Raw genomic sequence first — 13553 nt, forward strand, 5'->3', positions numbered from 1 at the left:
CGCCACTAATCCACCCCGAAGGGCTTCATCGTTCGACTTGCATGTGTTAAGCACGCCGCCAGCGTTCGTCCTGAGCCAGGATCAAACTCTCCGTGAATGCTTCTCACGGGAGCGGAACAGTCGGAGGAATGATCCGACCGTTCACAGCGTCCTCGCTGTTGTTGTTTCAAAGGAACCTCATCCTCGGCATTCACAGCCGGGGACGGGGTATCAACTAAATCTGGCGTTGATTTTTGGCACGCTGTTGAGTTCTCAAGGAACGGACACTTCCTTCGTACTCACCCTCTCGGGCTTTCCTCCGGGCTTTTCCCTTCGGTCTTGCGTTTCCGACTCTATCAGATCCTTTTCTTGATCCGATTCCCTGTCGGCGGGACGTCTTGGGCTTTCTCGCTTTCGCTCGTCGGCCTTTCGACATTCACTACGTTAGCCGATCCTCTCGGTAACTCATAATCGAGTCTCCGTGAGTTCGAATTCAGGCATGCGGACATGACGAATTCGATCCCGCTGAGGGATGTTGCTAGGTAGTGGGTTGGCCGCTCCCGGCTCTCGGCGAGTGCCGTACCGGGTCAAGCGGCTCGGGCTACGTTACGCACCTTCCAGGGGAGCGTCAACTTGAGCGGCGGCGGGGAACGTGGGCCCGATAGGGGCTCACCGTCGGGTCGCCGGAGATCCAGAACCGCCACGGGTGGACGGCGCCGTCGCCCGATACCCCGGTGCGGGGACCGCTGTTGACCTGGTCGGAGGGGACGGGCGTACCGGTGAGGGCGCGCAGCGGGGTGTCCTCGGGGGTGCACGCGTCGGTGCCGTCGAGGGACCGGTCGACGTCGAGGGCCGTCGCCAACCGGGCCGGGCCTTTGGCGAGTTCTTTGTCGTTCCGGGCCGATAGTCGACGTTTGCGGGCCAGTTCGGCGCCTTCCAGGAGCTCGCCGGCGCGCAGCAGGACGGCGCTCGCCTCGCCGTCGGGGCCGCAGACGAGGTTCATGCAGTGCCACATGCCGTAGGTGAAGTAGACGTACACATGACCGGGCGGGCCGAACATCACGCCGTTGCGGGCGGTGCGTCCGCGGAAGGCGTGGGAGCCGGGGTCGTTCTGGCCGTCGTACGCCTCCACCTCTGTGATGCGCAGGACGATCGGGCCGTCCGGGGTCGTGCGGACCAGGTGGCGGCCCAGGAGGTCGGGGGCGACCTCCAGGACGGGGCGGTCGAAGAAGGTCCTGGGGAGGGGCGTACGGTCGGGGCTCGCGATCATGGCCGTCGAGCGTAGTGCAGTCGGGGTGTGCGCCGGGGTGGTGTCCGGAAGCCCCGGTTGCCAGGGTGGGGTACGGAACCGGACGTGGCCTGAACGCGTTGGAAGAGATCAAAGGCCCGGTCAACCGGTCGTCATCAACGAGGGAGAGTCATGGCGTTCAAGAAGCTGCTCGCGAGCCTGGGTGCGGGCGGGGCGTCGGTGGAGACGGTGCTGACCGAGGTCAACGTCGTACCGGGCGGGGTCGTGCAGGGGGAGGTGCGGATCCAGGGCGGGTCCGTGAACCAGAACATCGAGGGGCTGTCGATCGGCTTGCAGGCCCAGGTCGAGGTCGAGGGGCAGGACTCGGAGTACAAGCAGAACATCGAGTTCACGAAGGTCAGCCTCGGCGGCGCCTTCGAGCTCCAGGCCGGTGCGGTGCACGCGGTGCCGTTCGGTCTCGAGATCCCGTGGGAGACGCCGGTGACGACGATCGGCGGGCAGCCGCTGCGCGGGATGCACATCGGGGTGACGACGGAGCTGGCGATCGCGCGGGCCGTCGACTCCAGCGACCTCGACCCGATCAACGTCCACCCGCTCCCGGCGCAGCAGGCGATCCTCGACGCGTTCACGCAGCTCGGTTTCCGGTTCAAGAGCGCCGACATGGAGCGCGGGCACATTCGCGGGACGCGCCAGAAGCTGCCGTTCTACCAGGAGATCGAGTTCTTCCCGCCGTCGCAGTACCACGGCCTGAACCAGGTCGAGCTGAGTTTCGTCGCCGACGAGAACGCGATGGACGTCATCCTCGAAATGGACAAGAAGCCGGGCCTGTTCAGCGAGGGCAGCGACACGTTCCGCTCGTTCCAGGTGGGGCTGCGCGACTTCCAGGGGACGGACTGGGCGGCGTACCTGAACCAGTGGCTGGCCGAGGTCGGCAGCAAGCGGAACTGGTTCTAGGCTCGGAGTTCCAGGGAACCACGTACTCAGACGTACTTCAGGAGGTACCGAGGTGTCCGAGCTCAAGCGGCGGCCTCTCCCCCACGACTTCCACCCGCCTGTCCCGGCGTTCACGGTGACGAGTGAGGACGTCGCGGAGGGTGCCACGCTCAAGGCCGACCAGGTCTACGCCGAGGGGAACGTCTCGCCGCAGCTGCGGTGGGAGGGGTTCCCGGCGGGGACGAAGAGCTTCGCGGTGACGTGCTACGACCCGGACGCGCCGACGGGCAGCGGGTTCTGGCACTGGGTGCTGTTCGACATCCCGGCGTCGGTGACGGAGCTGCCGGCCGGTGCGGGCACGGGCGAGTTCAAGGGACTGCCCGAGGGCGCCGTGCACGTCCGCAACGACTACGGGACGCGGGACTTCGGCGGTGCCGCGCCGCCCGCGGGGGACGGGCCGCACCGGTACGTCTTCACGGTGTACGCGGTGGACCAGGAGAAGCTCGGTGTCGACGGGGACGTCTCGCCCGCGTACGTCGGGTTCAATCTGCGGTTCCACGCGATCGCGCGGGCGCAGCTGATCGGTGAGTACGAGGTGCCGGCCGCGAGCTGAGGTTCACCCGACAGTTCACCCGACGTTTGTCCGCCTCTGGTCTTGGAAGTGATCAGGGGCGGGCATTTTTTATTGCGTTGTCCATCTCGGCGTGCCCGTCCAGAGTTGATCCACGCCCGCCGGGGAGCGGGCCGATGCGCACGGGAGGTGGGCTGGATGCGGGACACGCTGGTGCTGAACGCGAGCTTCGAGCCGCTGTCTACGGTGACGTTGAACCGGGCCGTCGTTCTGGTGCTCCAGGACAAGGCCGTCGTCGAGCAGGCCCACCCCGAGCTGCGTATGCGGGGCGCCGAGGTCGACATACCCGCGCCGCGGGTGATCAGGCTGTGCCGGTATGTGCGGGTGCCGTTCCGCAGACGGGCGCCCTGGTCCCGTAGGGGGGTGCTGGTGCGGGACAGGCACAGGTGCGCGTACTGCGGGCGCAGGGCGACGACCGTGGACCACGTGGTGCCGCGGGCGCAGGGTGGCCGGGACTCGTGGCTGAACACGGTGGCGTCCTGCGCGGAGGACAACCACCGCAAGGCGGACCGGACGCCGGAGCAGGCGGGGATGCCGTTGCTGCGGGAGCCGTTCGAGCCGACTCCGGCCGACGCGATGCTGCTGTCGCTGGGGGCCGAGGATTTCCGGGCGCTGCCGGAGTGGTTGAGTCTGGACGCCGCGTAGGGCTTCCGGTACGTCGATGGGGGTCCCCGACTCAGGTTGGGGACCCCCATCGACGTACCGGGGAACAGCTCAGTCGATCGGCGGCTTCTCGCGCTTCTCCAGGTTGCTGCCGCCGTTGTCCGAACCGCTTCCGCCGCCCAGGCCGCCGAGGCCGCCCACCGCGCCGGAGAGGCCCTTGAGGGCGTCGCCGATCTCGCTGGGGACGATCCAGAGCTTGTTGGCGTCGCCCGCGGCGATCTTGGGGAGCATCTGGAGGTACTGGTAGGAGAGGAGCTTCTGGTCGGCGTCGCCGGCGTGGATGGCCTCGAAGACCGTGCGGACGGCCTGGGCCTCGCCCTCGGCCTTGAGGGCGGCGGCCTTGGCCTCACCCTCGGCGCGCAGGATCTGGGACTGCTTCTCGCCCTCGGCGGTGAGGATCGCGGCCTGGCGGGTACCTTCGGCGGTGAGGATCGCGGCGCGCTTGTCGCGGTCGGCGCGCATCTGCTTCTCCATCGAGTCCTGGATGGAGGTGGGCGGCTCGATCGCCTTCAGTTCGACGCGGTTGACGCGGATGCCCCACTTGCCGGTCGCCTCGTCGAGGACGCCGCGCAGGGCCGCGTTGATCTCCTCGCGGGAGGTCAGGGTCCGCTCCAGGTCCATGCCGCCGATGATGTTGCGCAGCGTGGTGACGGTGAGCTGTTCGATGGCCTGGATGTAGGAGGCGACCTCGTACGTCGCCGCGCGTGCGTCGGTGACCTGGTAGTAGATGACCGTGTCGATGTTGACGACCAGGTTGTCCTGGGTGATCACCGGCTGCGGCGGGAACGGGACGACCTGTTCGCGCAGGTCGATGCGGTTGCGGATGGTGTCGATGAACGGGACGACGATGTTGAGGCCCGCGTTCAGTGTGCGTGTGTAGCGGCCGAAGCGCTCGACGATCGCCGCGCTCGCCTGTGGGATGACCTGGATCGTCTTGATCAGGGCGATGAAGACCAACACCACCAGGATGATCAGAACGATGATGACCGGTTCCATCGTGCTCCCCGTACCCTTCTCCGCCTCGGCGCTTTCCGACGATCTTATGGGTGCCGACTGGCTGTCGACGATCATATGGGTGCAGAAGATCTTGCCGGTCGAGTGTGGCAGACCTTCACATAACTCGCGGGTCGTTCAGTTCAGTTGGGCCCGGGCGCCGGGGTTCACAGGACGATCGCCGTAGCGCCTTCGATGTCCACGACGTCCACCTCCTGGCCGGGTTCGTAGGCGCGGTCGGTGTCCAGGGAGCGGGCGGACCAGACCTCGCCGGCGAGTTTGATGCGGCCTCCCGCGCCGTCCACGCGCTCCAGGACGACGGCCTGCCTGCCCTTGAGCGCGTCGATGCCGGTGGGCAGGTGGGGGCGGCTTCTGCTGTGCCGGTTCGCGATGGGGCGTACGACGGCGACGAGCGCCACCGAGACGATCACGAAGACCAGGACCTGGCTGACGGCGCCGAAGCCGAGCCCGGCCACGACGGAGGCGGCGATCGCGCCGACCGCGAACATGCCGAACTCGGGCATGGTCGTGATCACCAGCGGGATTCCGAGCGCCGCCGCGCCGACGAGCCACCACACCCACGCGTCGATGTTCACAAGGTCAATGGTAGGTCCGCGGGGTCGGCGCGGACAGGGTGCGTGCCGGTCAGGAGAGCGGCAGTCCCTGGGCCGTCCAGCGGTCGCCGACCTGCTCGACGACGAGGGGGAGGCCGAAGCAGAGGGAGAGGTTGCGGGAGGTGAGTTCGAGTTCGACGGGGCCCGCGGCGAGGACCTTGCCCTGGCGGATCATCAGGACGTGGGTGAAGCCGGGGGCGATCTCCTCGACGTGGTGCGTGACCATGATCATCGAGGGGGCGATGGGGTCGCGGGCGAGGCGGCCGAGGCGGCGTACGAGGTCCTCGCGGCCCCCGAGGTCGAGTCCTGCGGCCGGTTCGTCGAGGAGGAGGAGCTCGGGGTCGGTCATCAGGGCGCGGGCGATGAGGGTGCGCTTGCGTTCGCCCTCGGAGAGGGTGCCGAAGCGGCGGTCCAGGTAGTCGCTCATGCCGAGGCGGTCGAGGAAGGCGCGGGCGCGGAGTTCGTCGACGTCCTCGTACTCCTCCTGCCAGCCGGCCGTCATGCCGTAGGCGGCGGTCAGGACGGTCTGGAGGACCGTCTGGCGCTTGGGGAGCTTCTCCGCGAGCGCGATGCCGGCCATGCCGACGCGGGGGCGGAGTTCGAAGACGTCCGTGCCGGGCTTGCCGAGGGTCTCGCCGAGGACGGCGACCGTGCCGGCGCTCGGGAAGAGGTACGTGGAGGCGAGGTTGAGGAGGGTCGTCTTGCCGGCGCCGTTCGGGCCGAGGACGACCCAGCGCTCGCCCTCCTTGACCGACCAGGAGACCTGGTCCACCAGCGACCGGCCCTCGCGGACCACCGATACGTCCTGAAGCTCCAGAACATCGCTCATGAGCGCGTTGTCTCCCCTTGCAGTGTGGCCGGTCTCGGTTGTCGCGTGCGCCAAGTGGTTCGGCGGCCGTGCGCGGGTGGGCGCGGCCCCTTCGGGAAAATCTACGCCACTGGTCCGGCGGCCTGTTCCATCGGTCCGGTCCTTAGGCTGGGGGCATGCTCACGGAACCGCGCGCTGGTCGCCTCGCCGCTTGGGGAAATGCCCTGTTGGCCGGACTTGTCTCTCCGGACGACGCTGTCGTCGCCGTCGTCGGGGAGGACGCGGTGCATCGGGTGGAGGGGCTGCCCGGGGAGGCGGCGCCCGTCGGACTCACGCTGGCGCTGGGGCGGTTGAGGGCGCTCGGGGTGCGGGGGCTGCGGGTCGCGCTGCCCGCGCCGGGGCATCCGCTGGGGCTCAGCGGACCGCCGGAGTTCAACGCGCGGGCGCTGGAGGCGGAGGAGGCGGTGGTCTGCCACGGCGCCGCTCTCGGGCTGGTCCCGGAGATCTTCGAGGCGGGGCCCGCCGGGGACGTCCACGTCGAGGTGACCTGGCACTGCCTGCCGGTCCGCGAGGCGCCGCCGGCCGATGTGCCGTCACTGGGCGAGGCGGAACGGGAGTTGGCCGAGGCCCTTCGGGAAGCTACGGCCGTGCTGTCCCGGCTCGACGTCGCCGGTTCCGGTCCTGTCGCCGAGGCCGCGATCGACGCGTACCGCGCGCGTGCGGAGCGGGGGCGTGAGCTGCTGGCGCCGGGTTACCCGCCCCGTGCCGTACGGGTCCTCAAACTCGCCCAGCGGGTGGGCCTGTTGGTCTCCCTCGCCACGGAGAACGGGCACGGGGGCGCGGTGAGCGCGTCCGAGATGGCAGCGCGAGGGGCGGCCCTGCGGCCGGTGGAACGGACGGCCCGGCGGGCGCTGGTGGCGGCGTACAACGCGTATGTGGAGGAGCGGGAACGGGGCTGAGGACAGCGGGCTCTGCGGGGAGGGGGCGCCGGGATTGCTGCGGTGCTCCCCGAAGAGCGGACGGGGCCGAGGGCGGCGCCTGGGCTTCCCAGGGGAGTGGGCCGGCGACAGCCCGGGGTTCGGCAGGGAGCGGGGCCGGAGACGATCTGGGGAGCTTCCTCGGCGCGAGCGCGGTCCGGGAGTTCCGCCGGGGGTGGGAGCGGGGCTGGACGTGGCTTCGGGGGTCCGCCAGGGGCGGGAAGTGGCTCCGAGGCTTCGCCAAGTGCGGGGCGGAGACGGCTGCGGGGCCCCATCCGGGAGGTGGGGCCCCGTGCTGTGTGAAAAGAGGTGACGTCAGTCGTTGACGCCCGTGTTGCCGAACGCGGGGTTCAGCAGGCCGATGACGTTGACCGAGTCGCCGACGACGTTGACGGGGACGTGGACCGGGATCTGGCCGACGTTGCCGGAGCCGACGCCCGGGGACTTCACGGCAGCGCCCTCGGCAGACGAGTCGGCGACGGCGGCACCCGCGGAAGCACCGGCGGCGATACCGGCGACGGTGAGGGCCACGGCGGCCTTCTTGGCGATGTTCATGAGAAGCGTTCCTCCTGCGTTTGCGTATCCGACCCGGCCGCGGGTCGTGCGCTGTCCAACGCGGGAGCGGTCATGAACGGCACGGGATCCGGTCGTAAGTGCGCCCGTTCGGATCATTGGAGCGACGGGACGATCAACTGACGGACCGTTGGTAGGACTTCAGCGGTTGATGCCGAGGTTGCCGAACGCCGGGTTCAGCAGGCCGATGACGTTGACGCTGTTGCCGACGGCGTTGACCGGGACGTGCACCGGCACCTGGATGACGTTGCCGGAGACGACGCCCGGGGAGCTGTGGGCCTCGCCGAAGGCAGCCGCCCCGGAGCCGCCGTCGGTCGCGGACGCGAGACCGGCACCGGCGGCGACCAGCCCACCGGCCACCATCGTCACTGCGGCGGCCTTCTTCAGGTTCTTCACTTCGCAAGCCCTCCTGGCGATTGACCACGACGGTCGCCGTGGCACGCAGGGAGAACGGCGCACCCCCGGAAGAGGGTGCGCCATGTGGGTGACATTCCCACGACAGTATGAATCTCGGACTGGAACTGATCCCTCCGCCTACGGCTCCCGTACGCCCCCCGACCAGCCCCTTCTCACCCCGTCACGCCGTGCCGCACGGCCCACAGCGCGGCCTGCGTGCGGTCCGCCAGGTCGAGCTTCATGAGGATGTTCGAGACGTGCGTCTTGACGGTCTTCTCGGACAGCACCAGCGCCCGCGCGATCTCCCGGTTGGACCGCCCGTCGGCGATGAGGCCGAGGACCTCCCGCTCGCGCTCGGTGAGCGTCCCGCCCCTCCCCTGCCCGCCCGGCGACTCGTCCTGGGAGAGCAGCGCCCCGGCGACCTCGGGCTGGAGCAGGACGTGTCCGGCGTGCACGGAGCGGATGGCGCCGGCGAGGGCGTCGGGGTCGACGTCCTTGTAGACGTATCCGGCGGCGCCCGCGCGCAGGGCGGGGACGACCGTCCGCTGCTCGGTGAAGCTCGTGACGATCAGCACGCGCGCGGGGTTGTCGAGGTCGCGGAGCTTGCGCAGGGCCTCGACGCCGTCCATGCCGGGCATCTTGACGTCCATGAGGACGACGTCGGGGCGCAGTTCCTCGGCGCGGGCGACGCCCTCCTCGCCGTCCCCGGCCTCGCCGACGACCTCTATGTCGTCCTGCACCTCCAGGAACGTGCGCAGTCCGCGGCGGACGACCTGGTGGTCGTCGACGAGCAGCACCCTGATCGGCTCAGCCACCGGGGACCTCCATCTCGATGACGGTGCCCTGGCCGGGCGTGGATGTGACGGTGAGGCGACCGCCGACGCCGCTGGCGCGGTCGCGCATGGAGACCAGGCCCAGGTGGCGGCCGGCGCGGCGGACGACGGCGGGGTCGAAGCCCTTGCCGTCGTCCCGGATGCGCAGGACGGTGCCGCCGTGCCGTTCGTGCTTGTCCAGGCTGACGTCCACGCAGGCCGCCCCGGAGTGGCGCAGGGCGTTGTGGAGGGCTTCCTGGGCGACGCGCAGGAAGGCTTCCTCCTGGGCCGCGGGCAGGGCGCGCACGCCCCGGGCGGCGAGGGTGACGCGCGCGGTGTGGGCGCGGTCGAGGACCTGTATCTGGGTGCGCAGGGTGGCGACGAGGCCGTCCTCGTCGAGGGCGGCGGGGCGCAGCTCGACGACGGCCGCGCGCAGTTCGTCGGCGGCCTCGGCGGCGAGGGCGGCGACCTGGTGCAGCTCGCCCTTCGCGCGCGCGGGGTCGCGGTCGACGAGGGCGGCGGCGGCCTGGGCGGTGAGGCGCAGGGAGAACAGTTTCTGGCTGACCGCGTCGTGCAGCTCGTGCGCGAGGCGGGAGCGTTCCTCGGCGATGGTCAGCTCGCGGCTGCGCTCGTACAGGCGCGCGTTGGTGAGGGCTATCGCGGCGTGCTGGGCGAGGATCGCGAGGAGGTCCATGTCCTCGTCGGTGAATCCGCACTCGCCGCGGGTCCTGGGGCAGTTCTTGTTGGCGAGGAAGAGGATGCCGACGACGTCGTCGCCGTTGTGGATGGGCAGGCCCAGGAAGTCCGACATCTCGGGGTGCGCTTCGGGCCAGCCCTCGAAGCGGGGGTCCTCGCGCACGTCCGCGAGGCGCTCGGGCCTGGCCTCCTTGAGCATCGCGGCGAGGATGCCGTGCTGGCGGGGCAGGGGGCCGATGGCCTTCCACTCCTCGTCGCTCACGCCGTCGACCACGAACTGGGCGAATCCGCCGTGGTCGTCCGGGACGCCGAGGGCCGCGTACTGGGCGTCGAGCAGTTCGCGCGCGGAGGCGACGATCGTCTTGAGGACGTCTCGCACCTCCAGGTGCCTGCTCATCGCCAGCAGCGCGGCGCTCACCGCCGCCAGCCCTGACCTGGGACCTTGACTCATGTCCTCACGGTACCGGCGGGGTGTGACAGCGCGGATCGGGCCGGTGACGGGCCCTGGGGTCGGGCGGTGGTCCTAGGGCTGAGGTCGGGGGCGGTGGCGCCTGGGCGCGAAGGAGCGTCACCGTTCGCGTTGCTTCAGCAACTCCTGGTGAGACTGTTACGCGCCCGATGTGAGCCCGCGCATAGGACCCATATCACCTACGAGGGTGAATAGGAGATAAACGGGGACCGCCTGAACGGGAACGACTGGGCGCTATGGGGTGATTTGCCCACCCCGAGTCCACTACCCGGCATCGTAGGTCACACCTTTGCCCAGCCATTTTGCTGCCGCTAAGAATGGCTCCCGTCGCTCAGCCCCGCGTCCCCCGACGGACATTCCGAGCGACCTCCCCGCACATCGAAGAGGTCACCCGCCATGCCCAAGAACACGCACAAGATCGCGATAGCCGGCGCCGCCACCCTCGGCGCCGCGGCCCTCGCCTTCGCCGTCGTGCCGGCCGACGCGCAGACCACCACGAGCGAGGCCGCCCTCCCCGCGAACGTCGCCTACCGCACGGACGCGAAGACGGGCGTGACGGACCAGTTCTCCTCGGCCGGCTCGAAGATCGAGGCCATCGCCGCCCAGAAGAAGGCGCAGGAGAAGGCCCAGGCCGACGCGGTCGCCAAGGCCGCCGCGGCCAAGAAGGCCGCCGCCGAGAAGGCCGCAGCCGCGAAGAAGGCCGCCGCCGACCGCGCCGCGAAGAAGGCCGCGAGCCGCTCCGCGCAGCGCGCCGAGCTCAAGCAGACCGCCGTCAAGACGTACACGAACAACCTCGACGGCTGGATCCGCAACGCCCTCGACATCATGGACCGCAAGGGCATCCCGGGCTCCTACAACGGCCTGTACCGCAACATCATCCGGGAGTCCTCCGGCAACCCCTGGGCGATCAACAACTGGGACAGCAACGCCGCGATGGGCATCCCGTCCAAGGGCCTGCTCCAGGTGATCCAGCCGACGTTCAACGCGTACCACGTCTCCGGCACCTCGACGAACATCTACGATCCCGTAGCCAACATCACCGCCGCCGCCAACTACGCGGCGCACCGGTACGGCTCGATCGACAACGTCAACAGCGCGTACTGAGCACGCCGCGCACAGCGCGAGGGCGCCCCCTGCACACCGGGGGCGCCCTCGTCGTCGTACCCGGGAGCTACTTGCGCATGACCTCCGGCTCGTGCCTGCGCAGGAAGCGGGCGACGAAGAAGCCGCAGATCACGCCGAGGGCGATCAGGGCGGCCATGTCCATGCTCCAGGCGCCGACCGTGTGCTCCCAGAGCGGGTCGGTGCTCTCGCCCTCCTTGGGCGGGCTGATCCGGTTGAAGTCGAGGGTCGCGCCGGCGGCGGCGACGGCCCAGCGGGACGGCATCAGGTACGAGAACTCGTTGACGCCGATCGAACCGTTCAGCGTGAAGAGGCAGCCCGTGAAGACGACCTGGATGATCGCGAACATCACGAGCAGCGGCATCGTCTTCTCGGCGGTCTTCACCAGCGAGGAGATCACCAGGCCGAACATCATCGAGGTGAACCCGAGCGCCATGATCGGCACGGACAGCTCGACCAGCGTCGCGGTGCCGAGGACCAGGCCCTTCGCGGGGATCTCGCGGCTGGAGAAGCCGATCACGCCGACCAGCAGGCCCTGGAAGACGGTGATCATGCCGAGCACGAACACCTTCGACATCAGGTACGCCGAGCGGGACAGGCCCGTCGCGCGCTCCCGCTCGTAGATGACCCGCTCCTTGATCAGCTCGCGGACCGAGTTCGCCGCGCCCGCGAAGCAGGCGCCGACCGCGAGGATGAGCAGGACGGTGGTCGCGGTGCCGTTGGGAACGATGCGTCCGCTCTGCGCGTTGACCCCATTGGGAAGGAGGCCCTTGTCCGCGTCGATCAGCAGGCTGACCGCGCCGAGCACGGCGGGGAGGATCACCATGAGAGCGAGGAAGCCCTTGTCGGACATGATGACCGAGGAATAGCGGCGCACCAGCGTGCCGAACTGACTCAGCCACCCCTGTGGCTTCGGCGGTTTCATCGCCTGCATCGCCGGGACCTGTACGGCCTGCGGGGCGACGGCGTCGAGGTCCGCGGCGTACATCTGGTAGTGCTGCGAGCCCTTCCAGCGCCCGGCCCAGTCGTAGTCGCGGTAGTTCTCGAAGGCGGAGAAGACGTCGGCCCAGGTGTCGTAGCCGAAGAAGTTGAGCGCTTCCTCGGGCGGGCCGAAGTAGGCGACCGAGCCGCCCGGCGCCATCACGAGCAGCTTGTCGCAGATCGCGAGCTCGGCCACCGAGTGGGTGACGACGAGGACGGTGCGGCCGTCGTCGGCGAGGCCGCGCAGCAGTTGCATGACGTCGCGGTCCATGCCCGGGTCGAGGCCGGAGGTCGGCTCGTCCAGGAAGATCAGCGACGGCTTGGTCAGCAGCTCCAGGGCGACGGAGACGCGCTTGCGCTGGCCACCGGAGAGGGAGGTGACCTTCTTCTCCTTGTGGATGTCCAGCTTCAGCTCGCGCAGCACCTCGTCGATGCGGGACTCGCGCTCGGCGGCCGTGGTGTCGGCCGGGAAGCGGAGCTTGGCCGCGTACTTGAGGGCCTTCTTGACCGTGAGTTCCTTGTGCAGGATGTCGTCCTGCGGGACCAGGCCGATGCGCTGGCGCAGCTCCGCGAACTGCTTGTACAGGTTGCGGTTGTCGTACAGCACCTCGCCCTGGTCGGCGGGCCGGTAGCCGGTCAGCGCCTTGAGCAGCGTCGACTTGCCGGAGCCCGAGGGGCCGATGACCGCGATCAGCGACTTCTCCGGGACGCCGAAGGAGACGTCCTTCAGGATCTGCTTGCCGCCGTCGACCGTCACCGTCAGGTGCCGCGCCGAGAACGAGACCTCACCGGTGTCGACGAACTCTTCGAGGCGGTCGCCGACGATCCGGAACGTCGAGTGGCCGACGCCGACGATGTCCGCCGGGCCCAGCAGGGCCGTGCCGCCCTTCGGGATCGGCTGGCCGTTGACGTACGTGCCGTTGTGCGAGCCGAGGTCGCGGATCTCCATGCGGCCGTCGGGCGTCGAGTGGAACTCGGCGTGGTGACGGGAGACCTGGAGGTCGGAGACGACGAGTTCGTTCTCCAGGGCGCGGCCGATGCGCATGACGCGGCCGAGCGCGAGCTGGTGGAACGTGGTCGGGCTGCGGTCGCCGTAGACCGGCGGCGCCCCCGCGCCGACGCCGGGGCCCTGCTGCGGGATGTGTGCGGCGGGCTGCTGGTTCCAGCCGGCGCCCTGGGCGGCGTACGGCTGTTGCGGCTGGACCTGTTGGGCCTGGGGTGCTTGATGCGCTTGATGCGCCACCGGCACCTGGGCCGCTGTCAGGTTCAGGCGGGGGCCGTCCGTCGCGTTGCCCAGGTTGATCACGCTTCCCGGGCCCAGCTCCAGGCGCTGGATCCGCTGGCCCTGCGTGTACATGCCGTTCGTGCTGCCGTGGTCCTCGATGACCCAGCTCCGGCCGTCGAAACCGACCGTGGCGTGCCGCCAGGAGACCCTGGCGTCGTCGAACACGACGTCCCCCTGAGGGTCGCGTCCGAGTGTGTATGCCCTGGACGGATCGAGCGTCCAGGTACGTCCGTTTGCTTCTAGTACGAGTTCAGGCACTCCATGCCCCACTGAGTTGTCCCCCGATATGCCCCTCATCCAGAGGGAGTCTAGGGATGTCGAACATCGGGGGGAACTATTTCAGTAGCGGCCCCCTGACCGAAAGTCGGGCCT

Annotated in this window: 14 protein-coding genes and 1 rRNA gene; 5 read left to right on the forward strand and 10 right to left on the reverse strand. The window is 69.4% G+C overall.

The window, feature by feature from the left end; all coding sequences use genetic code 11:
• Positions 1 to 97: ribosomal RNA gene (locus PV682_RS26125) — 16S ribosomal RNA — on the reverse strand; the annotation flags it as partial.
• Positions 98 to 607: 510 nt separating this feature from the next.
• Entirely contained in the window at positions 608 to 1249 is a 642-nt protein-coding gene (locus PV682_RS26130) for a DNA-3-methyladenine glycosylase (RefSeq protein WP_319733964.1), read from the reverse strand.
• A gap of 150 nt (positions 1250 to 1399) precedes the next feature.
• Between PV682_RS26130 and PV682_RS26135 the strand changes: the two genes are divergently transcribed.
• The 3 genes from PV682_RS26135 to PV682_RS26145 all read left to right on the forward strand — a co-directional run bounded on the left by PV682_RS26135 (position 1400) and on the right by PV682_RS26145 (position 3437).
• Complete coding sequence (locus tag PV682_RS26135) at positions 1400 to 2182, forward strand: sporulation protein (protein WP_319733966.1); 783 nt, start codon at positions 1400 to 1402, stop codon at positions 2180 to 2182.
• A gap of 52 nt (positions 2183 to 2234) precedes the next feature.
• On the forward strand, positions 2235 to 2774 hold the full coding sequence (locus PV682_RS26140; protein ID WP_319733968.1) for a YbhB/YbcL family Raf kinase inhibitor-like protein: 540 nt from the start codon (positions 2235 to 2237) through the stop codon (positions 2772 to 2774).
• A 156-nt stretch (positions 2775 to 2930) separates the two neighbouring features.
• Positions 2931 to 3437 (forward strand): HNH endonuclease, encoded by a 507-nt coding sequence (locus tag PV682_RS26145; RefSeq protein WP_319733970.1) that lies wholly within the window; start codon positions 2931 to 2933, stop codon positions 3435 to 3437.
• 69 nt (positions 3438 to 3506) lie between these two features.
• Here PV682_RS26145 and PV682_RS26150 read toward each other — a convergent pair whose 3' ends face one another.
• The 3 genes from PV682_RS26150 to PV682_RS26160 form a co-directional block, all read right to left on the reverse strand.
• Complete coding sequence (locus PV682_RS26150) at positions 3507 to 4451, reverse strand: SPFH domain-containing protein (RefSeq protein WP_319733972.1); 945 nt, start codon at positions 4449 to 4451, stop codon at positions 3507 to 3509.
• Positions 4452 to 4615: 164 nt separating this feature from the next.
• Positions 4616 to 5044: an NfeD family protein gene (locus tag PV682_RS26155; RefSeq protein WP_055719591.1), complete on the reverse strand. Its 429-nt coding sequence runs from the start codon at positions 5042 to 5044 to the stop codon at positions 4616 to 4618.
• A gap of 49 nt (positions 5045 to 5093) precedes the next feature.
• Positions 5094 to 5891: an ABC transporter ATP-binding protein gene (locus PV682_RS26160; RefSeq protein ID WP_055719592.1), complete on the reverse strand. Its 798-nt coding sequence runs from the start codon at positions 5889 to 5891 to the stop codon at positions 5094 to 5096.
• A 155-nt stretch (positions 5892 to 6046) separates the two neighbouring features.
• On the opposite strand from PV682_RS26160, the gene PV682_RS26165 reads away from it, so the two are divergent.
• Complete coding sequence (locus tag PV682_RS26165; protein ID WP_319733975.1) at positions 6047 to 6829, forward strand: hypothetical protein; 783 nt, start codon at positions 6047 to 6049, stop codon at positions 6827 to 6829.
• Positions 6830 to 7162: 333 nt separating this feature from the next.
• On the opposite strand, the gene PV682_RS26170 is transcribed toward PV682_RS26165, so the two are convergent.
• The 4 genes from PV682_RS26170 to PV682_RS26185 form a co-directional block, all read right to left on the reverse strand.
• Entirely contained in the window at positions 7163 to 7402 is a 240-nt protein-coding gene (locus tag PV682_RS26170; RefSeq protein WP_055719594.1) for a chaplin, read from the reverse strand.
• A 159-nt stretch (positions 7403 to 7561) separates the two neighbouring features.
• Positions 7562 to 7816 carry a chaplin gene (locus PV682_RS26175; protein WP_055719595.1) on the reverse strand — a complete coding sequence of 85 codons (255 nt, stop codon included), beginning with the start codon at positions 7814 to 7816 and terminating at the stop codon, positions 7562 to 7564.
• Positions 7817 to 7989: 173 nt separating this feature from the next.
• Positions 7990 to 8631, reverse strand: a complete 642-nt coding sequence (locus tag PV682_RS26180; RefSeq protein ID WP_055719596.1) for a response regulator — start codon at positions 8629 to 8631, stop codon at positions 7990 to 7992.
• Positions 8624 to 9775 (reverse strand): GAF domain-containing sensor histidine kinase, encoded by a 1152-nt coding sequence (locus PV682_RS26185; RefSeq protein WP_055719599.1) that lies wholly within the window; start codon positions 9773 to 9775, stop codon positions 8624 to 8626. Before PV682_RS26185 ends, PV682_RS26180 begins: the two co-directional genes overlap by 8 nt.
• A 414-nt stretch (positions 9776 to 10189) precedes the next feature.
• Here PV682_RS26185 and PV682_RS26190 point away from each other — a divergent pair, with 414 nt between their 5' ends.
• Positions 10190 to 10897, forward strand: a complete 708-nt coding sequence (locus tag PV682_RS26190; RefSeq protein ID WP_319733979.1) for a transglycosylase SLT domain-containing protein — start codon at positions 10190 to 10192, stop codon at positions 10895 to 10897.
• 67 nt (positions 10898 to 10964) lie between these two features.
• Here PV682_RS26190 and PV682_RS26195 read toward each other — a convergent pair whose 3' ends face one another.
• Positions 10965 to 13439: an ABC transporter ATP-binding protein/permease gene (locus PV682_RS26195; RefSeq protein WP_319733981.1), complete on the reverse strand. Its 2475-nt coding sequence runs from the start codon at positions 13437 to 13439 to the stop codon at positions 10965 to 10967.
• Positions 13440 to 13553: the final 114 nt, after the last annotated feature.

Origin of the sequence: Streptomyces niveiscabiei, assembly GCF_033794345.1 — a bacterium.
In the GTDB taxonomy this organism is placed as follows: Bacteria; Actinomycetota; Actinomycetes; order Streptomycetales; family Streptomycetaceae; genus Streptomyces; species Streptomyces niveiscabiei.